The organism is Pseudomonas sp. FSL R10-0399 (genome assembly GCF_009600165.1).
GTDB classification, from domain to species: Bacteria; Pseudomonadota; Gammaproteobacteria; order Pseudomonadales; family Pseudomonadaceae; genus Aquipseudomonas; species Aquipseudomonas helleri.
In genome coordinates this window covers 1-23,629 of the sequence record NZ_WIWK01000046.1, presented here as the reverse complement: position 1 = coordinate 23,629, position 23,629 = coordinate 1, and the positions used below count along the sequence as shown (strand labels likewise).

Here is a 23,629-nt window from a genome sequence, read left to right as displayed (position 1 = left end):
GCCGTACACCTTCCCGGGCCCAACAGCCCGGGGCGGGTAACTCTTGTCAAAATTCAGAGGTTTTTATGCCGAATCTAGTGGGTGATGTTTCCAGCGCAGCCCGCATCCTGCCTGATCTCAAGGGTGAAAAACTGTTTATCCGCAATGGCAAAGGCGCCTACCTGTGGGATGACCAGGGCCGCCAATACATCGACACCGCGCTGGGCTTTGGCGCCGTGTTGCTGGGCCACTCCAATGACGCCGTTAATGCGGCGGTCGTGCAGGCACTGAGCGACAGCGCGGCGCCGTCCTGGGCCCACGTGCGTGAGCATGGCGCGGCGACGGCACTGGCCAGGCACACCGGCGAGCTGAGCAAAGTCATCTTCACCAACTCGGGCAGCGAAGCGGTGCACCTGGCCTGCCGCGCAGCGCGTGCGTACACCGGTCGCGGCAGAATCGCCAAAATGGCGGCGGGTTTTGATGGCTGGTTCGATGACATCAGCTACGGCAACGTCACCTCCAAAGAAGCGAGCTTTAGCGACGGCAAGCGCCCGTCTACAGAGCGCACCACCCTGCTGCGTTTTAACGACTTTGACGATGTTGAACGGCTGTTTGCCGAAGACAACAACATTGCCGCGGTGATTCTGGAGCCGATGCTGGCCAATGCGGGCTGCATTATGGCCTTGCCGGGCTACCTCAAACACGTCCAAGACGTGGCCCACCGGCACGGCGCACTGGTGATCAGCGACGAAGTGTTGATGGGCTTTCGCCTGTACCCGGGCCTCGCGGCTCTGCAAGAAGGACTGGACCCGGACATCGCCAGCGTTGGCAAAGCCATTGGCAACGGCGTACCGGTGTCGGCGGTCGTCGCTAAACCCCACATCCTAGCGGGCTTTGAAGAAGGCCGGGTCCTTCGCGGCGGCACCTTCAGCGGCAACCCCATGGCCTGCGCGGCCGTGACCACCACCCTGGCGCAACTGGACAGCGTTGACTACCCGCAACTCATCGCCCGTGGTGACGCCTTGCGTAGGGCCATTGAAAGCATCTTTAAAAGCCACGGCATCACCGTGAGCACCAGCGGCTACGGCAACGTATTTGGCATCTGGTTGGGCGCCGTGGTCCCGAGCACCTACGAACAAGCTGCGCAAATCGCCAACCCGTCATTTACCAAAGCCCTGCACCTGGCATTGCGCGAAGCGGGCGTATTGATCATGCCGTCGCCGTATGGCCGGTTGTATATCTCCTTCGACCACAGCGACCACGTAATCGAAGAAATCAAAACCGCGTTCGAACACGCGGCGGTTGAATTGAGTGCTGCGTATAGCGATTAAGCGTGTGGGCGTACGCATACACCTGTAGGAGCGAGCTTGTCTCGCGATCTTTTGATCTTGGCCTTTTTGCGGCCGCTGCGCGCCCGGACGTAGCCTCGCAAAGCTCGTCAACTGCTACAGGTGTATGCGCTTGCTCGCGATCTTTTGATCTTTCGCAGCCTTCGTGCCTCGTCAGCGACTACAGGTGTACGCGGTAAAAGTGTAGGAGCCGCCGCAGGCTGCGATCTTTTGATCTGGGCCTTTTTACGGCCACTGCGCGCCCGGACGTAGCCTCGCAAAGCTCGTCAACTGATACAGGTGTATGCGCTTGCTCGCGATCTTTTGATCTTTCGCAGCCTTCGTGCCTCGTCAGCGACTACAGGTGTACGCGGTAAAAGCGTAGGAGCTGCCGCAGGCTGCGATCTTTTGATTTTGGCTCTTTTACGGCCGCTGCGCGCCCGGACGTAGCCTCGCAAAGCTCGTCAACTGCTACAGGTTGCACGCAAAACATCTGTAGGAGCGAGCTTGCTCGCGATCTTTTGATCTTTCGCAGCCTTCGTGCCTCGTCAGCGACTACGGGCTGTAGGGCAACTTCTTACGCGGAACTCGGCAATGGCCGACTTGGCGGTGTTGGCCGAGGGGGACAAGCTCTGGATGCTCAGCCCTTGAGATCGGCCTTCTCACCATGAGCATTCAGCCCGCTTCATCCAGCACCTGGTGCTGGATCGGTAAATTGACCCCGCCACATACCCTGCTGACGTCTAAGGTGCGCGAAACACTGCTCGCGTCATTGCGCCAGCAACCTTCACCGCCTTTGCTGCTGGTCGTCGCGCCCGCCGGCTACGGCAAAACCATTTTGCTGATGCAATGGCGCCAGGAACTGCTGGCTCGCCCTGCCCCTGCCCACCTCGCCTGGCTTTCGCTGGATGAAGCCGACGCCGAGCCCAATCGCTTTTTGGCCTACCTTATTCTGGCCCTCGAACGCGCCGGGTTGGAGCTGGGGCCGCTGTCTCACCTGGCCGCCACTCAATCGCTGGACGCCCAGCCGCTGCGAACCCTGTCTGCGTTGCTGCACGCGTTGTCTCACGCTAAACACCCGATCACGCTGCTGCTGGACGACTATCACTACGTGACCTGCAAAGAAGTCGATCACATCGTCTGCACGCTGCTTGAACAGGCAACACCCTCGCTGAATCTGGTGGTCGCCAGCCGCACCCGCCCGGCCTGGCCCTTGGCCCGCTGGAAAACCAAAGGCTGGGTGCAAGAAGTGTCTGCCCACCAACTGAGCCTGTCAGAAGACGAGACCCGCAGTATTCTCGGAGCACATGCCCAGACCAGCGATATACAGCACATCCATCGCACCACCGAAGGCTGGGCTGTCGCCGTGCAGTTGGCGCGCCTTTGGCGAGAAAGCCATGAAGGCAATGTGTACGGTTTGGGGGCGTTTTGCGGTTGTGTCACGGATGTGGCTGACTACCTGGCTGAGCAAGTGCTGGGCAGCCTCTCGCCGCAATGCCAGCTTTTTTTACTCGAAACGTCATTACTCGAACGCTTCAATGCTGAGCTGGCCGATGCGGTACGTGAACGCACGGACAGCGCGCAATTACTCAGCCAGCTCAGCCACCTTGATGCGCTGCTGATGCCACTGGACGCCGAGCGCCAATGGTTTCGTTATCACGGCCTGCTACGTGACTTTTTGGGCCCGCGGGTGGGCCAGAGCCAAGCCCGGCGCATCCACCGCGCCGCCGCCCATTGGTTGGCGCAAGCCAGCGATTGGGTACAAGCCGTGGCCCACGCCCTGAAAGCCAAGGACACCGCGCTGGCAATCAACCTGGTGGTGCAGGCGGGCGGCTGGGCGCTGGTACTGCGCCAGGGCATTCGCTACGCACAAAGCCTGGTGCAACAGTTTGATGAGCAGACCCGGCGCAATGCGCCCGACCTGTTGCTGCTGCAAGCCTATTTGCACGCCAAGCTGGGAGAGCATGCCCTGTGTACGCAACGGCTGGAACTCGCGCAAAAGTCGCTGCAAGGAGAACCCCGCCTGCTGCGCGATTTTTATGTGATCCGCACCTTGTCCAATGCGTATCTGGACCGCTTTGCGCATGACGAGCCGCCCCCCGGCCTGGGCGAGCATCCCGAAGAACTGCTCGCCCAGGCCACGCTTGAATGTGTAAACACCCTGCATTTGCTGACCCGTGGCGACATGCCAAAGGCCCTGCGCAGCATCCGCACAGCGCAGGTACAAATGCAGCTGGTGGCCAGCCCGCGTGGCGAAAGTTACTGCTGCCTGCACGAAGCGCAACTACTGGCCCTGAGCGGGCAAATGCAGGCATCCAGCGCCTTGATCAACAGCACGCTGGCCTTTGTCCATAGCCACTTTGGTGGCGAAAGTTCGTTAAAAGCACTCATCGGCTGTTTAAAGGCCCGTGAGGATTATTGGCAAGGCCACTGGGAGCAAACGACGCCGTGGCTCAACGACGGCTGGGCGGCGCTGGAATATGCCGACGGTTGGCTGGAAGTCGTGGCAGGTACCGCCGAAGTCACTTGGCGCACCACCTTGCGGGCCAAGGGCTTGCACCCTGCTCTACTTGAGCTGGATCGCGTTTCACAACTGGCCAGCATCCGTAATTGGCCGCGATTGCAGCAATTGATCAACGCCTGGCGGGTCGATGCGCTGGTACAGGGCGGGATGCTGACGCAGGCCCGTAAAGAAGCGCAGCAAGCGGAGCTGTACACCCAAAACCCCCAGCAAGACTGGCGCAACCTCGAAGCGGCCAGCCTGGCGCTGAGCCGCTTGCACATCGCCACCGGCGCCTCTCAGGTTGCGTTCAGTCGCCTGCAACGTGACGCTGCGTACTTACGTGACAAAGGGTTGCTGCTGCCGAGTTGGCGCTTGAAATTGCTGGCTTTGGTGGCCTTGCACAAAGCGCAAATCCCCCAGCAGGCAGACGACGTACTGGCCACCCTGCTGCCCCTGTGTGAAAACGCGGTACCCGGCTTGCTGCTGGAAGTCGGGCCGTGCCTGCTGCCCGTGCTGGAAGACTACACAGAGGCGCTGCCGGCGCTGCAACCCGTCATAAGCCGGCTGCGCAGTTGGCGTGCGCAGCCGTTGCGGGTAAAGATCCCGTTCAGTCCTAAAGAAACCCAAGTCCTGACGCTGCTCGCCTGCGGCCAGCCCAACAAAGCCATTGCCCAGGCGCTGGACGTGTCTGAAAACACCGTGAAATTCCATCTGAAAAACATCTACACCAAGCTGTCGGTGGACAACCGCACCAGCGCCATCAACATGGCCCTGCGCCAAGGCCTGATTGCCCCACCGTTGTAACCGGAATACAAACACCAAACCTACCCGTTGGGGTAGCTCATGGCAGAACATGCGGCCGCCCTACCCTTCGGCTCCGTAGCCCCCCGCCCATACGCCCCCCTAGCATCGACCCCGGTACAACGCCGGGCAGGCCTTGCGCTGCCTCCAGCAAAAACAATCACAACAGGAGATGCCCTGTGGGTATGGACGGCAAAATCGTACGGGTTGCCACGGATGTCGGCGGCACGTTCACGGATCTGGTGTATTTCGAAACCGACACCGCCACTGGCCAGCAACAGATTCGCACGGCCAAGGTCGACACCACCGCACCAAACTTCGCCGAAGGCGTGCTCAACGTCATTCAAAAGGCCGACGTGGCGCTGGAAAAGGTTGATTTTCTTGCTCACGGCACCACGGTGGTGATCAATGCCCTGACCGAGCGCCGAGGTGTCAAAACGGCGCTGATCACCACCAGCGGTTTTCGCGACATTCTGGAGATTGCACGGGCCAACCGCCCGGACTACTTCAACCTCAAATGGGTCAAACCCGCCCCTTTCGTGCCGCGCTACCTGCGCCTGGAAGTTAATGGCCGCTTGCACACCGATGGCCGCGAGCGCGAACCACTGGACCTGTCGACACTGCCCGAGCTGCTCGACACCCTGCGCCGTGAAGGCGTCGAAGCAGTAGCCATCTGCCTGCTTCACGCCTACGCCAACCCCGTTCATGAACAAGCCCTGCTGGCCGAAGTCCGCAGGCTCTGGCCCGACGTATCAGTGGTTGCTTCACACCAGATCACCCGCGAGTGGCGCGAATACGAGCGCTCCAGCACCACCGTACTGTCGGCATACGTACAGCCCATTGCGGCGCGCTATCTCGATGAATTGCAGGCCGGTTTACGCAACGCGGGGTATCAGGCGCCGCTGTACATCATGCAGTCCAACTGCGGTGTCGACAGCCTGGCGCACGCCCGACAAACCCCCATCACCATGGTCGAATCCGGGCCCGCCAGCGGTTTTTGGGCGGCAGCCGAACTCGGGCGTTTGATCGATGAACCCAATCTGCTGGGGCTGGACATTGGCGGCACCACCGCCAAGTGCGCCTTGATCCAGAACGGTCAGGTCAGCATCAAGACTGACTACTGGATTGAGCGTGACAGCACCCACGCGGGCTATCCGATCATGGTGCCGGTGGTGGATCTGGTAGAGATCGGCAACGGTGGCGGCTCGATTGCCTGGGTCGATGATTTTGACAAACTGCACGTAGGGCCACAGTCCGCAGGGGCTTTGCCCGGCCCGGCCGCCTATGGCAATGGAGGTGAACACATCACCACCACCGACGCCAACCTGGCCTTGGGCCGGATCAACCCGGACTATTTTTGCGGCGGCGAACTGACCGCCGACCAAGGCGCAGTCGCCCGCGGGCTGGACCGGCTCAGCGAGCGTTTACAGCTGCCGCCCATCGAGATCGCACGCGGCATCGTGCGGCTGGCCAATGACAACATGGTCAACGCGCTAAAGCTGGTCTCGCTAAGCCGTGGCCATGACCCGCGCGAACTCACCTTGATGGCGTTTGGTGGTGGCGGTGCCCTGCACGCCGTAGCCCTCGCGCAAGAGCTGGGGGTTAAAAAGGTCATCGTCCCGCGCAGCGCAGCGGTGTTTTCGGCGTGGGGCATGACCTTGTCCGACCTGCGCCGCGACCTGTTTATAAACCGCTTCGTGGACACCACCCAACCCGCCGCCCTGGCTGACACCCAATGTGCACTTGAAACGCTGATGCACGCGGCCCGCGAGCAATTCGTGGCCGAGAACATGGCGCCAGCTCAGGTGCAACTGCAGGTGTTCGCCAAGCTGCGTTATCAAAACCAGGAGCACTCGGTCGAGGTTGCGCTGAACAGCCATGAAGCCATCGCCGAACACTGGGTCGCGATCGAGCAGCGTTTTCACACGTTATACGAGCAGCACTACACCTACCGCCTGCACGCACCGGTTGAAATTGTCGGTTTTCACCTGATAGCCGTGGCCGAGATCGGCAAGCTAATCCCCCAGGCCCTGCCCGTCACCGGCCGCACCCTGCAAGCCGCCAGCAAAGGCCAGCGCAACGTCGACTTTGCCCTTCAGGGCGTGCACCAGGCCGCGCTCTACGACTATGCCCTGCTTGAGCCGAACATGGCCTTTTGCGGCCCGGCCATCGTTGAAGACTCAGGCACCACGGTGGTGATCCACCCCGGCAATCACGTGCGGGTCGATCACCTCGGCAACTTGCATATCACCCTCGATGGCAACGGAGCGTAAACATGCACAGCCTTGATATTTTTACCCGCGACATCATCCAGAACGCTTTGCAGGCCATCGCTGACGAAATGTTTGCCGCCATGCGCAAAGCTGCGATGAGCCCGATTATTTATGAAGTGCTCGACATGGGCACCGGCATCACCGACGCGCAGGGCGATATCGCCAGCTCAGGCGCCGGCATTCCGGCCTTTGTCGGTGTGCTCGACAAGGCCGTGAAGCAAATCCTCAAGCACCACCAGGCCGATGAAATCGAAGACGGCGACGTGTTTATCAGCAACGACCCACACGACGGCGGCGCAGTTACCCACCTCAATGACGTGGTGCTGGCCATGCCGGTGTTTGCTGACGGGCAACTGGTGGCCTGGACGGCCAACATCGCCCACTGGAATGACGTAGGCGGCATGGTGCCCGGCTCGTTATCGACCGAAGCCGTTGATATTTTTCAGGAGGGTTTGCGCCTGGCGTCGGTCAAGTTGATCAGCCGCGGGCAGCCGATTCGTTCGGTGCTGCAAATTTTGCGCGCCAATTCACGTATGCCGGACTTTATGGAGGGGGATTTGTGGGCCGGTATCGCCGCCGTGCGCGGTGGCGCTCTGCGCTTGCAACAACTGAACAGCAAATACGGTACCGATCTGTTTTTGCAGGCCATGCGCGACTTTATGGACCTGGGCGAAAAAATCTCGCTCAAGGCCCTGGCAACCTTGCCCGGTACAACCCTCAGCCTGAGCGAACCGCAAGACGACGGCAGTGTGTTCAAGGTCGGTATCACCATCAGCCACACACAGTTGCTGATTGATCTGCGCGACAACCCCGACCAGTGCGCGGGCCCCGTCAACCTCAGCCGCGACGGTGCCGTGGTGGCAGCGCAAATGGCATTCAAGGCGCTGACGGCTCCGCAGGGCGTAACCAATGGCGGCACCTTTCGCCCGCTCAAGGTACTGACGCGCCCCGGTTCCTTGTTTGATGCGCAGGCACCCGCCGCCGAGGGCTTTTATTTCGAAAACATGATCCGCGTCTACGACCTGCTCCTGCGCTGTTTGGCCACGGCGTTCCCCGAGCGCCTGCCGGCCGGCAATTTCGCCTCGGTGTGCGCCACCATCATTGGCGGCGTGCACCCGGACACCGGGCGCCTGTTCACCCTGGTCGAACCCGAAATCGGCGGCTGGGGCGCCGAACCGGGCCGCGACGGCAACAACGCCATGTACTCAGGCCTGCATGGCGAAACCTATAACTGCCCGGTCGAGATCTGCGAAGCCCGCTACGGCCTGTATGTCGAGCGCATGGCACTGAACGACGAACCCGGTGGCCACGGCCAGTTTCGGGGTGGCCGGGGTATCTGCATCGACTATCGGGTGCGCTCCGACGCCAGCTTCATGACCTGCGGCTACACCCGCTCGGTCGTGCCGCCGTGGGGCCTGCAACAGGGGGAGCCCGGCTCGCTCAACTACGTAGAAGTGATCCGCCAGCACAGCGATGTGCACGAACGCTACGCCATGGCCAGCAGCGTGCCCCTGAATGCGGGTGACCTGGTGCGCGTACGCACCGGCGCGGGCGGCGGCTTTGGCCCACCCGGCAAACGCTGCAAGGACGCGGTGCGCGATGACCTGAAAAACGGCTATGTCGACGCCGCCACCGCCAGCGCGGTGTATGGCGTTCATGGCTGACCAGGGTTGAAACACGGCTTCAAACAAAAACAACAATAAAGAGAGCTCAACCATGCACACACACTTTGCACGGCGCCTCAGCGTCGGTCTTGCACTCGCTTGCACCCTGGGTTCCAGCCCGCTGGCCCTGGGCGAGCAATTTATCGGATTCGCCCAACCCGGAATCCCGGGCAGTTGGGCGGTGGAGTCATTTCCGGTGCTCAACCGCACCACCGATGGCGACCTCAGCATGGCCGCCAATACGGTGCTGGCGTACTTCTCCGAGACCGGCTTCACCGGTACCGCCCGCGACCAACTGCAATTTTGGGTAGGCGCCATCCCCGGTTACGCCAGCAGCAACGGTGCCCGTGACAGCAGCGCGTGGGGCATTGCCTCGCCCAATGTCGGTTTTTCGTACTACTACAACGTGGTCGAGCCCACCAGCGACATGGGTTCAGATGACTACACCACGTTCTGGACCAACCCTACGCTGATGGTCGAATTCCCCAACGGCAATGACGACCTGACCGGCCACGGCGCCTTTGCCAATCGTTACGCCGTGAGTTTCAGTGTCGCCAATTACCTGCGAGTGGGCCGTTTCGCCGTCACCTTTACCCCCGCAGGCATCCATTACGCCGCCCGCAACCGCCACGCAACCGACCTGGGCGCGGGCGACCCCGCCCAACTGCGCGGCGGGGTCAGCCTGTGGCTGGGCGACATTGCCGCCGGGTATCTAGTGACCGAAGACTTGTGGCTGGGCGTGCACCACGTCTACCACATCAACAACACCACCGCCTCGGACTTCAACGTGTCGCGGGCCGGCAAGATCGGCCCGTCCATGACCTACACCGGGTTTGCCGAGGACGGCCTCTTCATCTCCGCCAACCTCAATGTTGACTACTACCACAGCGCCAACCTCAAGCACTCCAACGCCCTGACCATGGCGCTGGTGAAGTTCTTTTAACCTTGCGAGGCCACGCCCATGGACACCCCGACATTCCCCACCCCGGCACACGACGTGCCGGTCACCGTGCGCTGGCTGAACCCGATTGGCCGCCCCACCTTCGATGCGCCGATCAGTGAGCTGCTGCACGCCATCAAACTGCCTTCGACCCGCGTTGAAGTGCTGTCGCTGGCCATGGCGGCCAGCTCCACACATCTCGAATACCGCGCGTATGAAGCGCTGACCTACGCGCCCATCGTGCACATAGCCCGCGACAGCGCCCAGCACAACATCGACGCGTTGGTACTGGGCTGCTTCTACGACCCGGCCCTTGAAGATGCCCGAGAAATCTCTGGCCAGACCGTGGTCATCGGCCCTTGCCAGGCCAGCGTGCAAGTGGCTGCCAATCTGGCCAACCGGTTCTCGATCATTGTGGGGCGCAACAAATGGATAGAGCAGATGCACGGGCGCATCCGGGCTTACGGCGCGCAAGACCGGCTGGCTTCCATGCGCTCGCTGGGCATGGGCGTGGACGAGTTCCAGCGCGATCACGCCCTTACCCGCCGAACCATCATTGAACAGGCCCGGCGGGCTGTCGAAGAGGACGGCGCAGAAGCCATCATCCTCGGTTGCACCATCGAGTTCGGCTTCTTCGAGGAGGTACAGGCGCAAATCGGTGTACCGGTCATCGACCCGGTGGTCGCCGCGTTCAAAGTGGCCGAAGCCGCAGCGGGCATGAAACGCCGCTTTGGCTGGAGCCCCAGCCGGGTAGGCAGTTGTGAGCCGCCATCCGAAGCAGAGATCAAGGCCTTCGGGCTGTTTCAAGAACCGGTGCCAATTGGCAACCGCATCAACGCCTAATCCTGGATGCAGCCCTTATGAGCATGACGCCTGACACCCCAACAACCCGGCAGGTCGGTGATGTATTTCGCACCGTGCCCTTGACCCGCGAACATTTAAAAAGCTGCCTGGCGCTGTTTTTTGTCTTCGCGATTGAAGCGTGGGAAATGATGATCATCGTCTACACCTCGCCGCTGATCGCCAACGACTTCGGCCTCGACACCATCGCCGTCGGCAACCTGATTGGCGCCATGTTTATCGGCATGCTGCTGGGGTCACTGGCCTGGGGCAAAGTGGCCGAACGCATCGGCCGCAAACGCGCCATCATATTGAGCCTGGCGACCTATGGCGTAATCTCGCTGGCCAGCGCCTTTGCCCCCGATTACGTCACCCTGTACAGCCTCAGACTGCTGTCGGGCGTGGCAGCGGTGGGCATGATGGTCGTCACCTTTGCCCACTTCCAGGAGCTACTGCCCCTGCGCTATCGCGGCGCGTTGTCGGTGTACCTCGCGGCAGGCTGGCCGGTCGGCATGCTATTGGCGCTGGGCGCGACCGTGTGGCTGCTGCCATGGGGCTGGCGGGCGATTATCGTGCTGAGCTCAATGGGCAGTTTATGGGCGTTGGTGGTTGCGTATTGGGTGCCGGAATCGCCTTATTGGCTGGCAGGTGCTGGCAAACAAACTCAGGCCCGCGCCGTGATTGCCCGGCTTAGCCGGGGCGCGGTGCAAGTCCCGGAGCATTGCTGGCTGCACATCGACCAGACCAGCCGGGGCCATCAGCGTGAACTGTTCAAAGCTGCGCTGTGCAAAGTCAGCGTGTTGCAAATTGCCGTCAACTTCACCTTCTCGTGGGGCTATTGGGGTCTGCAAACCTGGCTCCCGACCTTGCTCCAGCAGCGCGGCCTCAACTTGCCGCAAAGCTACGGCTTTATTGCCCTGTCAGCCCTGTGCATGATCCCGGGCTACATGGCCGCCTCCTGGCTGACCCACCGTTTGGGGCGTAAAAAAGTCATCATCGCCTTCATCAGCGCCTCCGTGGTGGCCGGGTACGCCTTTGCCAACGTTCAGAGCCTGGAAATGCTCTACCTCAGCAACTTTGCCCTGGCCTTCTTCAGCCTTGGCGCCTGGGGCGTGTGGGGCACCTGGATCGCCGAACTCTACCCCACCCCACTGCGCACCATCGGCTATGGCTGGGCAGTCTTTGCCCAACGCGTGGCCAACATCCTGGCACCGTCCATCATCGGCGTGCTGGTGGCCTACGGGTCATCCTTCAACCTGACCTCCACCCTCATCAACGGCTTCATGTTAGTCACCGTGCTGCTGGTGGTGTTTATTCCGGAGACGCAAGGGAAGGCGTTGCAATGAGCCCGGTTGCAGGTCTTTGGACCAATGAATACGGCTCGCTGATGAGCCTGGTCGTTGAGGGTAATAAAGTGTCGGGGGTTTACCAGTCTTCAACCGGCTCCACGGGGCAGTACGAAGTCAGCGGTTACCAACTGGGCACAGCCGCCACGGCGACACAGGGCCAACCCGTGGCGCTGGCCATCGACTGGCATTGCGTCGGCAAAGGCACGGCAGACCCCAGTTGGAACTGGTCATCCTCACTCTGCGGGCAAATCAGTTTGCAGGGTCAGGAAGAGGTGTTGACCCTCTCGCATTTACTGGTCGCCAGCAGTGACTTTGCGGGGCTTGCCGCGCAGGGAACCTACGTCGACAAACTGGTGTATCGCAGGCCTGGCCGTATGCAACGCGCGGTGCCGACGGGGGCTGCGGCCATAGCATCGAGCGTCGACAACCCACTGACAGGCACATGGATTGCGCCGGACGGCACGGGTTTAAACCTGTGGGTTGAAGCCACCAAAGAAGGTCGAGTGGGCCGTGTGCAGGGCTTTTTGATCAATGCAGAGGGCCAGACACAGGTGGTGGGGTTTACCGACATCAAAGCCATGGCCAGCGGGCTAGTGCTGCAATCACTGGCACTGAGCACTGCACACTCATCCCACGTACAGTCGTTATGTGGAACCTTACAGATGCAGGATCAAACATTGGCATTAGCGGTAATGACCAGCGCACCGACAGCGCCAGGTCAGACCTACGTACAAACACGTCTGACGGCATTAGTGTTTAAACGCGGGTAGTTCTTATGATCTTTCGCAGCCTCGTGCCTCGTCAGCGACTACAGGTGTGCGCAATACACCTGTAGGAGCGAGCTTGTCTCGCGATCTTTTGATCTACAGGTGTACGCGGTAATAGCGTAGGAGCCGCCGCAGGCTGCGATCTTTTGATTTTGGCTATTGCGTAGCCTCGCAAGGCTCGTCAACTGCTACAGGTGTGTGCGCTTGCTCGCGATCTTTTGATCTTTCGCAGCCTTCGTACCTCGTCAGCGACTACAGGTGTACGCGGTAAAAGCGTAGGAGCCGCCGCAGGCTGCGATCTTTTGATTTTGGCCTTTTTGCGGCCGCTGCGCGCCCGGACGTAGCCTCGCAAAGCTCGTCAACTGCTACAGGTGTGTGCGCTTGCTCGCGATCTTTTGATCTTTCGCAGCCTCGTACCTCGTCAGCTACTACGGGCGTACGCGGTAAAAGCGTAGGAGCCGCCGCAGGCTGCGATCTTTTGAGTTTGGCTCTTTTACGGCCGCTGCGCGCCCGATCGCAGCCTCGTACCTCGTCAGCGGCTACAGGTGCGCAATACAGCTGTAGGAGCGAGCTTGCCTCGCGATCTTTTGATCTTTCGCAGCCTCGTGCCTCGCCAGCGACTACAAGCGTACGCGGTCAAAGCGTAGGAGCCGCCGAAGGCTGCGATCTTTTGATCTTGGCTCTTTTACGGCCGCTGCGCGCCCGGACGTAGCCTCGCAAGGCTCGTCAACTGCTACGGGCGTACCACGTCTCACGTAAAACATCTCTGTTCGCGCAATAACGTCTCCAGCTCTTTTGTCGGCAATGGCCGGCTCAATAGGTAACCCTGGACTTGATCACAGCCGTTCTCTGTTAAAAACGCCAGCTGCTCACAGTTTTCAACGCCTTCTGCAATCACCTGCAAGTTGAGGCTGTGAGCCAGTTCGATGATGGTGCGGGTAATGGCCGCGTCCTGGACGTTGTGCGGGACTTCGCGGATAAAAGCGATGTCGATTTTCAATTTATCAATCGGGAAACGACTCAAGTAAGCAAGGCTCGAATACCCCGTGCCAAAGTCGTCTATGGAGATCTTCAACCCGATGTCTCGCAACGCCAACAAACTGGCTATGGTCTCGGGGGTGTTGAACATCAAGGAGCTTTCGGTCAACTCCAGCTCCAGCCATTTAGCCTCGATTTGATGTTCGTCCAGCGAGCGCTGGATGTCTTGCACAAAATCCCCCTCGGCTATCTGCTGCGCCGAGACGTTGACCGCCACTTGCGACACGCCTAAACCGGAACGCTGCCAATAGGCAATTTGCTTACAAACCCTGGCAATCACCCACTGCCCCACCATGGAGATAAGCCCCATTTCTTCCAGAATCGGCACAAATACCGACGGCGGCACGCTCGCCAGCCCCGGGCGATGCCAGCGCAACAGCGCTTCAACCCCGCACATGGTGCCGTCGCGCAGGCTTATCTTCGGCTGGTAATACAGCTCAAACGCCTGCTTGCGTACCGCATCACGCAACGCCGTTTCGAGCTCTTGGCGTGCCTGCACTTCGACGTTCATTTGCGCGGTGTAAAACCGGTAGGTATCCCTGCCCGCCTGTTTGGCGCGGTTCATCGCGGTGCTGGCCTGTTTGATCAGCCCCTCGGCGTCGGCGCCATCATCGGGGTACAGGGCAAGCCCCATGCTGGCAGTCATGGTCACGTCTTGCTCCTGAACCCTGAACGGCTCGCGCAGCACCTCTCGAATACGGTCCACGATCTGTTTGGGCCCCGTCTGGCCTTTGCGGATCATCAAGATCAAGGCCAATTCATGACCGTCCATACGGCCCAAGGTGTCGGTAACGTTAAGGCAGTTGGACAGCCGACGACAAAACTCGGCCAGCACCTGATCACCAATCAAATGCCCCCACACGTCGTTGAAGCTTTTAAAGTCATTCAGGTCGACCGTACACACCGCCAGTTGCCAGCCTCTAAGCTCGGCCTGGGTCAGGCCCATTTGCAAGGTGGTGTAGAACAGGTTGCGGTTGGGCAAGCCAGTCAGCGGGTCGTAGTTGGCCATTTTCAACAGGCGCTCGTCGCTGCCCATGGCGGAACGAAACCGCTCAACGTCGATGGTGCGCTTTTGCAATTGCTGCTCGAGCATCAAGCTGTGCACCACCTGATGATCGCCAAAGGCCTTGAGCCTTAGCAGGTTGCGCACTTTGAGCCACAGTTCATCATTGACCACCGGTTTGCTGAGCACCTCTTCGGCGCCCGCCTCCAGCCCTGAAAGCCGCGCGCTTTGCTGGCTGAGGCCCGACAACATGATGATCGGGATATTCGCGGTCGCCACGTTCGCCTTGATGTGGCGGGCCACCTGGTAGCCGTCCATGCCCGGCATCATGGCATCGAGCAAGATCAAGTCGGGCGGTTGCCTGGCCACCATGGCCAGGGCCATTTCACCCGAAGGGGCGCTGAGCGTTTGATAGCCCTGATCCTCCAGCATGATCTCCAGCAACTTACGGATGCCTTCGTCATCATCAACAATTAAAAGTGTGGCCGGCGTTGTAGGCATGAAGAGTCCTTAATTCAGTCGGCCTGGGTTTCCAGCCTTGATCGGCCTTCGTTCAGTGTATTCACCGTGTTGAACCCCTTACCGCCGGAGCTCTCGCTTTAAGTGGGTTGGAGTAAAGCACCCTTCTCAGGGTTTCTCCACGCGGGCGCTCTACAAAATCTATGCCAGCCACCACCGGGCCAAGGCATGCTTCAAATAAAGGCAACATTCAAACGAAACCGTTGCAAATTTAAGCAATGGCAAACAGCCACAAACTGCGATGAAAAACGTCAGCAGCACTTAAAAATCAGCCATTTCGTACGACAGTTCGCTTTCAATTGCGCGAAACTTCCGAGAAAATCCCGTTCGCTTGCGCCTGTCCAGTTCGAGGCATAGTCTCGGCCCATCGCTGTCCATCAGCGGTTGGGTTTAGTCGCCCGGCAAGTGATCAGGCGCAAGGCGCCACCTGTGCGAGGCGTTTTTTTTCGGCCGCGTTTTATGGTGGCCGTGCGCAGGGCGCCTTCGGGCGCGCCGGGTTTCCTGATCACCGGTCGACTAACCTGCGTACGGCTGCCACCCACTCGTTTAGTCGCGACAGGTGACAGCTCCTTTAAGTGATTAGGAGTTGTACCCATGAAAAAGATTGTCCCCGATCCACCCACCCTTCCCTTGCTCGATGCTGCCCAGTGCAACGATGTGCTGTTAGACCGTGCGGCCGCCGAGCGCGCGCTGGATTTTTACCTGCTCGAACCCAAACCTCCACGACACGTGGACCTGGCCACGTATGTCATCCCGGACAGCGTCAATTTAGAAGCGGCTTTGGCCCAAGCGTCAGACTTGTTGCGCTGCGCGGGTGCCTCCGCGAGTGAGGCAGGAAATGGCATGAGCGGGCACGCGCGCAGTTTGGTGTTATCGACCGTGCACCTGGTGGAGCTGGCCAGGGCGTACGTCGATAAGTCGCTGGATGGTTTAACCACGCACTAAAGCAGCACGCGCCTGCTTGGCGACAGGCGCGTCAGCCCAACCGTGTATTCATACAAACACCTCACCCCACCCGCCACAGTTGGTCCAGCCGCGTGGTATAGCCCTGGCTCATCAAGTCACGGCGCATGGCCCACTCCGGATGGCTCGGCACACTGGCCGTGCGTAACGTGCCACGCCCCCAGCGCCCGTTGATCTCGTCCAGCACCGCCATCACCCGCGACGCCTCCGCAGGCTGGTTAATCGCAAACAGATCATCGGTAAACTCGCCCGGCTGGCGCAGATCCAGCAACAGCACCTCTGCCTTGCTGTATTTAAAACCCGGCCGAAACACCAACTCCACCGCATCAACCGCGGCCTTGGTGAGCAAGCGCACGTCGTCGGTCGGGTACGGCAACGTCACCACCACACCATTGGCGTACTTGGCCTCATCGGGGTTGAACATCCCCGTACGAATACTCACCCGCACCTTGCGGCAATAAGAACGCTGGGCCCGAAGCTTCTCGGACGCGCGCATCATATAAGTCGCGACCGCTTCTTTAATAGGTGCCATGGCGGTCAGGCGTTTGCCGAACATGCGGCTACAGCAGATCTCTTGCTTGGGCGGATCTGGCTCATCCAGCTCCAGGCACGACGTACCGGCCAGCTCGCGAGCGGTTTTCTCCATCACCACGCTAAACTTTTTGCGCAGCATCCATGGGTCAGCACTGGCCAGATCCATGGCCGTCATAATGCCCATGCCTTGCAAATGCAGCGTCATGCGCCGGCCCACGCCCCACACTTCAGCCACCGGCGTATTACGCAGCACCCAACTGCGCTCACGCTCGCCACACAAATTAACCACCCCGCCTGTACGCGCCTGCAACCGTTTGGCCGTGTAGTTGGCCAACTTGGCCAGGGTTTTGGTCGGGGCAATACCCACCCCTACCGGGATCCCTGTGCACTGCACAATTTTGCTGCGCAACTGGCGCCCCACCTCGCTGGGGTCGGTAATACCGGTCAAGTCAGCAAAACACTCATCAATGCTGTACACCTCGACGGCGGGCAGCTGAGACTCGATCAGGCTCATCACCCGCTCACTCATATCGCCGTACAGCGCATAGTTGGACGAGAACGCAACAATCCCCAATGCTTCCAGCCGATCCTTGATCTGAAAATACGGCTCACCCATTTTTATGTGCGGCTTGGCGTCATAACTGCGGGCAATCACGCAGCCATCGTTGTTGCTCAGCACCACAATCGGCACCTTGGCCAAGTCCGGACGAAACACCCGCTCGCAACTGGCATAAAAACTATTGCAGTCAATCAGCGCAAACACCGCTGGCAACTTAATGGCCATGGCTGCGCACGCTATACGTAATCACGCCCCAAATAGACAAGTCATCGCCCTCCAGCACATGGTGGTCGGGGTACTTGGGGTTCTCGGAGCAAAGCACCACGCGCTTGCCACGAATACACAGCCGCTTACAGATCGGCTCGTTATTAAGCAGAGCCACCACCACATCCCCGTCTGCCGCCTCAATAGAACGATCAACCACCGCAAGGTCACCCGAAAAAATCCCCACCCCCTGCATGCTGTCGCCATCAATCGTCACCAGATACACATGCGGGGCACGCAGGCTTAGCACCTCATCCAGCGAGATGGGCTGCTCCATATGGTCCGTCGCAGGCGACGGAAACCCCGCCGGGATCTTGAACGTACACAGCGGCAAGCGAACGCTGCCTTCAGCAAGAGGACCCAAGAGAGAGAAACCCATGACACGCGCCCTTCCATAAACTGTACATGCATACAGTAGACTGTGGCGTAAGAGCCCGGTCAATTTTTATGTCAGAAATTTCGACAGGTGGAGCCAGCCGCATCCGAAATTGCCAAAAACGCATGCCCGGCCTAAATGCTCTGCTTTATCGCTGTGCGATATCTGGAGCAATTGCACTAACTTGAAGCGAATTTCAGATTCGCCCTACACATTTAGGGCGCATAAGTACTGTCAAACTCAGTGACAAAAGCGCGTAATACACGGCTATTTACCGCTTATCGCTTAATTTGATGTTTTGATATCAACATCAATATCACCGTGCCACTACCACTAAGTTTAGGTGAATAGTCATGCAACTTCTGAAGAGCCAAGCGGCAGTTAGCGCCAGATATAACTAAACAGTTCTACCGCAAAATTGCCCGTGCACCCTGCCACCGGCACCCGTGCAGCCAGGGCGATGAGCGGGCACCACCTTGCACCAGAACCGGGCACAGGTTGCCATCTAAAAGGATGGGCACCCGCGAAAGCACACCCAAGTGGGTGAGCGCAAACCCCAACCCGCACAACGTGCCCTGGAAGCCGCATAAATACTCATCTGCACCCTGAAAACTGCCCCTTAGGCCTGCTTGCCAGCGCAACGCAACAGCGCCTAAGGGGTTGATTTGACCGAGAAAAAAGGCCCTAAAATGTTATTTTTTGTCAAACTAAAATCGTTGAAAAAGGCTATATATAGCCCCCTACGTTACATCTTGTACATAAAGGTTGATCTGAGAGACCCTTCGCCGTTAAAATTTTCGGCACCTCCAACTTCACACCGGCCTTATCTGTAATTAAAACAGAGGGAACTGTTGCCTTGTGAAGGCCATGTCCACTTAGCAATTGCTGCACATAGGCTTTTATAGACAGGTACAACCATTGCCCAAACGCGGGCATGGTGGTCGTGACGATTAGTTGAATGCTCTCGCCGGCTGAGCATATTTGGCACAAAGGAAGCTGCCTTGTTTAAACGAATCTTGATTGTCTGCGTCGGCAACATCTGTCGCAGTCCTACCGCAGAACATATGCTGCGGGTTGCCCTCGCCCCCTCCGGCATCGCCGTGAGCTCTGCGGGCTTGGGCGCCCTGAAAAACCACGCCATCGAAAAAAACGCTCGTGCTGTCCTTGAGAGCAAAGGTCATGTCCTGGGCGACCACAGCGGTACCCAATTGAACTCTTCTCTGATAAATGACTCGGATCTCATCCTTGTCATGGAGAAGAAACATATAGACGGTGTACTGAAAATCGCACCGGAAGCACGCGGCAAAGTGTTGTTGTTGGGTAAATGGCAAAACAACCGTGAAATCGACGACCCCTATCGCCAGGGGAAAGCCGCCTTCGACCATGCGTACGCGCTGATTGAAGAAGCTGTAAACGCATGGGCACAGCGCCTCAAGCGCTGAGCAAATTCTCGAATACTGTGAAGAAAAAGAATCGAATTATGCAGCAAGCTCCCGTGACAAAGTCCCATGACCGCGAAGACGATAACGACGAAATCGACCTTATGGGGTTGCTGGGCACGCTGATCGACCACAAATGGCTGATCGCAGGCGTGACCGGCGTATTTATGGCCGCGGGCGTGGCGTATGCGCTCCTGGCCACTCCGGTCTACCAAGCGAACGCGTTGATTCAGGTTGAGCCGAAGAAGAATGACCCGTTGGGGTTTTCTGATGTCAGCAGCTTGTTGGGTAAGGAATCGCCGTCAACGACAGAGATTGAACTGATCAAGTCGCGTAAGAATATCGGGACTGCAGTAGATAACCTGAAACTGGATATCACTGTTGAACCCAACCGATTCCCACTAATTGGGGAATTTGTTGCGCGTCGGTTTAAACCAGAGACCGATGGAGAAATTGCTAGCCCACTGCTGGGCATGAACAGTTACGCTTGGGGCGGTGAACAACTCAAGCTTGCACAGTTGGAAGTGCCACGGGAACTCTTGGGCAAAGACCTGACGCTTATCAAGGGTGAGTCGGGAGCTTTTAGCCTTCTTGATGATGACAACAATCTATTGCTCACAGGCAATGTTGGCCAAGATATCAACGAGCATGGTGTAAAACTGCAAGTTGAAAATCTACGTGCAAATCCAGGGACTAAGTTTACTGTCGTTCGTAATCCACGCCTTAACACTATTATGGATTACCAAAAAGCACTGGACGTGACTGAGCGTGGCAAAGAGTCAGGCATGATAGCCCTTGCCTTTGAAGATAAAGATCCAACAGTCGCAATTCAGACGCTTAATGAAATAGCCCGCCTGTATGTACAGCAAAACGTTGAACGCACCTCAGCAGAGGCAGCACAAAGTCTTGGCTTTCTTAGAGATCAATTACCGCAAGTTCGTAAGGATCTAGAAAAAGCTGAAAATGCGCTTAATGCTTTCCAAATACGCAGCAAATCTATTGATATCAGCCTTGAAGCAAAAGCAATTCTCGATCAGATCGTAGCTCTGGATACAAGTATCTCAACCTTGAAATTGCAAAAAGCAGAAATGGATCGAAAGTTTACTCCACAGCATCCTGCTTATAGGGCGCTAATGGGGCAGCTTGCGGAGCTAACTAGCAAACAAAGTCGATTGGCGAAGCAAGTTGAAGGCTTACCTACGACACAGCAAGAAGTACTAAGTCTGACCCGAGACTTAAAAGTCAGTACTGAAATTTACACTCAGTTGCTGAATAAATCTCAGGAACTGGATGTAATGCGCGCTGGTGCAGTTGGTAACGTGCGCCTGATCGATACCGCCGACGTAGATCTTCTAACTCCAGTCAAACCTAAAAAAGCTTTGATCGTGCTTATTGCAACCTTTTTAGGTGCTCTTTTAGCAATAGGTTATGTCCTCTTTCGTAGAGCGCTGAACCGTGGTGTTCAAAACCCAGACGACATCGAGAAACTAGGCCTTCCGGTATACGCCTCAATTCCCTTCAGCTCGCTGCAAAAAGTTGAAGATGATAAAAGTACTGGAGGCCGAGGTACTCGCGTGACACCTTTGCTGGCGAGCAGCCATCCAACTGATCTTGCAGTTGAAGGACTGCGCAGCCTGCGAACCAGCTTGCACTTCGCCATGCTTGAAGCAGACAACAACCGCCTGATGATCTCGGGCCCGAGCCCTAAAGTTGGTAAATCTTTCGTCTCCTCAAACTTGGCTGCTGTTATTGCGCAATCAGGTCAGCGTGTACTGCTAGTCGATGTAGACATGCGAAAAGGCTATATCCACAAAATGTTTGATATCCCGGCAGAGAACGGCTTATCTGATCTATTGACCAAACGCTGCGATCTGAATACTGCAACTCATAAAACAAACATAGAGAACCTCCATGTAATCAGTCGCGGTCAAACACCCCCAAACCCGTCCGAACTGCTGATGCACAAAAACTTCAGCGAACTTCTCGACCAGCTCAGTGCCGACTACGATTTAGTAATTCTTGATACACCACCTTTCCTGGCAGTCACGGATGCGGCTATTGTCGGCCGTCAATCGGGTACCAACTTAATTGTCACTCGATTCGAACTCAACCCAGCCCGTGAAGTTGAACTGACCATGCGCCGCTTCGCACAAAATGGAATTGACCTAAAAGGTGCAATTTTCAACGGCATAGAAAAACGTGCATCCGCCAAATACGGCTACGGTGCTTACGGCTATTACAACTACGAATACAAGTCCGACAAAGCTTAACAACTGCCATTTTCATGATTTACCGAGCGCCTGCTAAATTTGCGGGCGCTCTTTTGCTACTCAAGATTAAAAAACACGCCAACTGTAAAGTAATGCCGCTTTGAGGGACTAGCGAATAATCCTGGGGCGGTAGCGTGTCTAATCGATTTAATACCACTGTTGCAGCACAACTTTTCTACTTTACACCACCGCCATACGCTTAAAGGGAATCGACATGAAAGTTACAGTATTTGGCATCGGTTACGTCGGCCTAGTCCAAGGCGCAGTTCTCGCCGAAGTCGGGCACGATGTCGTCTGTATTGATATCGATGCCAATAAGGTCGAACGCCTTAAGCAAGGGTATATTCCGATTTACGAGCCGGGACTCGAGGCACTCGTCAAAGAAAACTACGCAGCTGGACGATTGAATTTCACTACCGATGCAGCTGCCGGTGTAAAACACGGAGAAGTGCAGTTCATTGCTGTTGGCACACCACCCGACGAAGATGGTTCGGCAGATCTAAAATATGTTTTAGCCGTTGCCGAAACCATCGCCCAGCATATGGAACGGCCACAAATCATTATCGACAAATCTACAGTCCCAGTTGGCACTGCAGACAAAGTGAGTGCCCGCATCTCGCAAGTGCTGAGCCTGCGCCAGCGTGAAGACCTAAACTTTGATGTAGTGTCCAACCCTGAGTTCCTTAAAGAAGGCTCAGCCGTTACTGACTGTATGCGCCCAGACCGTATTGTGATCGGGACCAGCAGCACCTCAACTGAAGAGGTTATGCGAGAGCTGTATGCCCCGTTCAATCGCAACCACGAGAAAATAATTGTGATGGATGTGCGCAGCGCAGAACTGACCAAATACGCGGCCAACTGCATGCTTGCTACAAAAATCAGCTTTATGAATGAAATGGCCAATCTAGCCGAAATGCTCGGCGCAGATATCGAAATGGTTCGACAAGGCATCGGCTCCGATCCACGCATCGGTTACCAGTTTTTGTATGCAGGTGTCGGCTATGGGGGTTCTTGCTTCCCAAAAGATGTTCAAGCGCTTATCCGTACCGCTGATAGCATAGACTTCGACGCCAAGGTGCTCAAAGCTGTAGAAAGTCGTAACGATGAACAAAAGTCCGTACTGTTCAAGAAAATAACCCAGCATTTCAATGGCAGCCTAAGTGGCAAGACGTTTGCACTATGGGGTCTTAGCTTTAAGCCTAATACCGACGACATGCGTGAGGCACCTAGTCGTGTATTGATGGAAGCCTTGTGGCAGGCCGGGGCCAAGGTACAAGCCTTCGACCCCGAAGCAATGGAAGAGACACAGCGCATCTATGGCAGCCGCGATGATCTAAATCTTTGTGGAACCAAAGAAGCAGCGCTCAAAGGCGCAGATGCTTTGGTTATTGTTACTGAGTGGCAAGCATTTAAGGCGCCAGATTTTGAACTCATCAAACAGCAACTAAGTAATCCCGTAATTTTTGATGGCCGAAATCTATTCACCCCTGCGCGCATTAAAAACAAGGACATCACTTATTACTCAATAGGGCGCTGAGGCAAGTAAGCAAGATCATTCGCTGTGCGCACCCTGCTGCTTTGGCGCCGTGAATTACTCATAGCGCCAACGCACACCTCAGGAACCACAAAAGCTCCATCTACTGGCTACGGCACAATATATTATGACCCTTTCCATATTGGTTGTTGCCTACAATTGCGAAATTGAAGACTCAGCAACAATAAAATCACTATTGACGTCGACACTACATTTTGGCGGAGCAACGCTATGCATATGGAATAATGGCCCTCGCGAAATCTGCATAGAGCAGCCCGTTATGAGTAAGCTTGAAGCCTGCGGACTCAATACCGTCCTCAAACAGACAATCACAAACAAACCGTTAAGCTGGATATACAATACTTTTATTGAAAGCTGGCCAAGCGATAACTATGTAATACTGGATCATGACTCCAACTTGACAAAAGAATACTTAAGCTTCGTAACCAATACGCAGCAAACATTTGTCGGAATGCCAACCATATTAACAAAAGGAGTTCCTCGAAGCCCTTGCTCCCACGGAGTTTACTCTGCGGGACCGTACACAAAGAAAGATTATGTCACCGCAATCGGCAGTGGTATAACGATAAGCAAAGAAGCCATAAACATGGCGGTTGCAGGATCTGAGTGCAACACGGTTATTGAATTGAAGCGGGAGCATCATGCCGCATCACCACGGCTTCTTG

General features: G+C 57.2%; 15 protein-coding genes and 1 pseudogene. 13 read left to right on the top strand and 3 right to left on the bottom strand.

Annotated elements, in window-relative coordinates; translation table 11 throughout:
- The first annotated feature begins 65 nt into the window (after positions 1-65).
- From GHO41_RS14810 to GHO41_RS14775, 8 genes are all read left to right on the top strand, one after another.
- Complete coding sequence (locus GHO41_RS14810; protein WP_153433991.1) at positions 66-1,310, top strand: aspartate aminotransferase family protein; 1,245 nt, start codon at positions 66-68, stop codon at positions 1,308-1,310.
- 664 nt (positions 1,311-1,974) lie between these two features.
- On the top strand, positions 1,975-4,614 hold the full coding sequence (locus tag GHO41_RS14805; protein ID WP_153433990.1) for a LuxR C-terminal-related transcriptional regulator: 2,640 nt from the start codon (positions 1,975-1,977) through the stop codon (positions 4,612-4,614).
- Positions 4,615-4,796: 182 nt separating this feature from the next.
- A complete protein-coding gene (locus GHO41_RS14800; RefSeq protein WP_153433989.1) occupies positions 4,797-6,884 on the top strand; it encodes a hydantoinase/oxoprolinase family protein in 2,088 nt (695 codons plus the stop codon).
- Between the two features lie 2 nt (positions 6,885-6,886).
- Positions 6,887-8,548, top strand: a complete 1,662-nt coding sequence (locus GHO41_RS14795; RefSeq protein WP_153433988.1) for a hydantoinase B/oxoprolinase family protein — start codon at positions 6,887-6,889, stop codon at positions 8,546-8,548.
- A 52-nt stretch (positions 8,549-8,600) separates the two neighbouring features.
- Positions 8,601-9,491 carry a hypothetical protein gene (locus GHO41_RS14790; protein ID WP_153433987.1) on the top strand — a complete coding sequence of 297 codons (891 nt, stop codon included), beginning with the start codon at positions 8,601-8,603 and terminating at the stop codon, positions 9,489-9,491.
- Between the two features lie 18 nt (positions 9,492-9,509).
- Positions 9,510-10,331 carry an aspartate/glutamate racemase family protein gene (locus tag GHO41_RS14785; protein ID WP_048369075.1) on the top strand — a complete coding sequence of 274 codons (822 nt, stop codon included), beginning with the start codon at positions 9,510-9,512 and terminating at the stop codon, positions 10,329-10,331.
- Positions 10,332-10,348: 17 nt separating this feature from the next.
- Entirely contained in the window at positions 10,349-11,674 is a 1,326-nt protein-coding gene (locus GHO41_RS14780) for an MFS transporter (RefSeq protein ID WP_256678781.1), read from the top strand.
- A complete protein-coding gene (locus GHO41_RS14775) occupies positions 11,671-12,447 on the top strand; it encodes an avidin/streptavidin family protein (protein WP_153433986.1) in 777 nt (258 codons plus the stop codon). Before GHO41_RS14780 ends, GHO41_RS14775 begins: the two co-directional genes overlap by 4 nt.
- A 748-nt stretch (positions 12,448-13,195) precedes the next feature.
- Here the strand turns inward: GHO41_RS14775 and GHO41_RS14770 are convergent.
- On the bottom strand, positions 13,196-14,986 hold the full coding sequence (locus tag GHO41_RS14770) for a bifunctional diguanylate cyclase/phosphodiesterase (RefSeq protein WP_048369074.1): 1,791 nt from the start codon (positions 14,984-14,986) through the stop codon (positions 13,196-13,198).
- Between the two features lie 612 nt (positions 14,987-15,598).
- Between GHO41_RS14770 and GHO41_RS14765 the strand changes: the two genes are divergently transcribed.
- Positions 15,599-15,949, top strand: a complete 351-nt coding sequence (locus GHO41_RS14765) for a DUF6124 family protein (RefSeq protein WP_048369073.1) — start codon at positions 15,599-15,601, stop codon at positions 15,947-15,949.
- A 61-nt stretch (positions 15,950-16,010) separates the two neighbouring features.
- On the opposite strand, the gene umuC is transcribed toward GHO41_RS14765, so the two are convergent.
- Together umuC and GHO41_RS14755 are read right to left on the bottom strand one after the other, a co-directional pair.
- Complete coding sequence (umuC, locus tag GHO41_RS14760; protein ID WP_048369072.1) at positions 16,011-17,285, bottom strand: translesion error-prone DNA polymerase V subunit UmuC; 1,275 nt, start codon at positions 17,283-17,285, stop codon at positions 16,011-16,013.
- Positions 17,275-17,703, bottom strand: a complete 429-nt coding sequence (locus GHO41_RS14755) for a LexA family transcriptional regulator (protein WP_048369071.1) — start codon at positions 17,701-17,703, stop codon at positions 17,275-17,277. The genes umuC and GHO41_RS14755 overlap by 11 nt, the downstream gene beginning before the upstream one ends.
- Before the next feature lie 998 nt (positions 17,704-18,701).
- Between GHO41_RS14755 and GHO41_RS14750 the strand changes: the two genes are divergently transcribed.
- From GHO41_RS14750 to GHO41_RS14735, 4 genes and pseudogenes are all read left to right on the top strand, one after another.
- On the top strand, positions 18,702-19,142 hold the full coding sequence (locus GHO41_RS14750; protein ID WP_048369070.1) for a low molecular weight protein-tyrosine-phosphatase: 441 nt from the start codon (positions 18,702-18,704) through the stop codon (positions 19,140-19,142).
- Positions 19,143-19,180: 38 nt separating this feature from the next.
- On the top strand, positions 19,181-21,409 hold the full coding sequence (locus tag GHO41_RS14745; protein WP_153433998.1) for a polysaccharide biosynthesis tyrosine autokinase: 2,229 nt from the start codon (positions 19,181-19,183) through the stop codon (positions 21,407-21,409).
- A 214-nt stretch (positions 21,410-21,623) separates the two neighbouring features.
- Complete coding sequence (locus GHO41_RS14740; RefSeq protein ID WP_153433985.1) at positions 21,624-22,946, top strand: UDP-glucose/GDP-mannose dehydrogenase family protein; 1,323 nt, start codon at positions 21,624-21,626, stop codon at positions 22,944-22,946.
- A 277-nt stretch (positions 22,947-23,223) separates the two neighbouring features.
- A pseudogene (locus GHO41_RS14735) lies at positions 23,224-23,629 on the top strand (hypothetical protein); the annotation flags it as partial.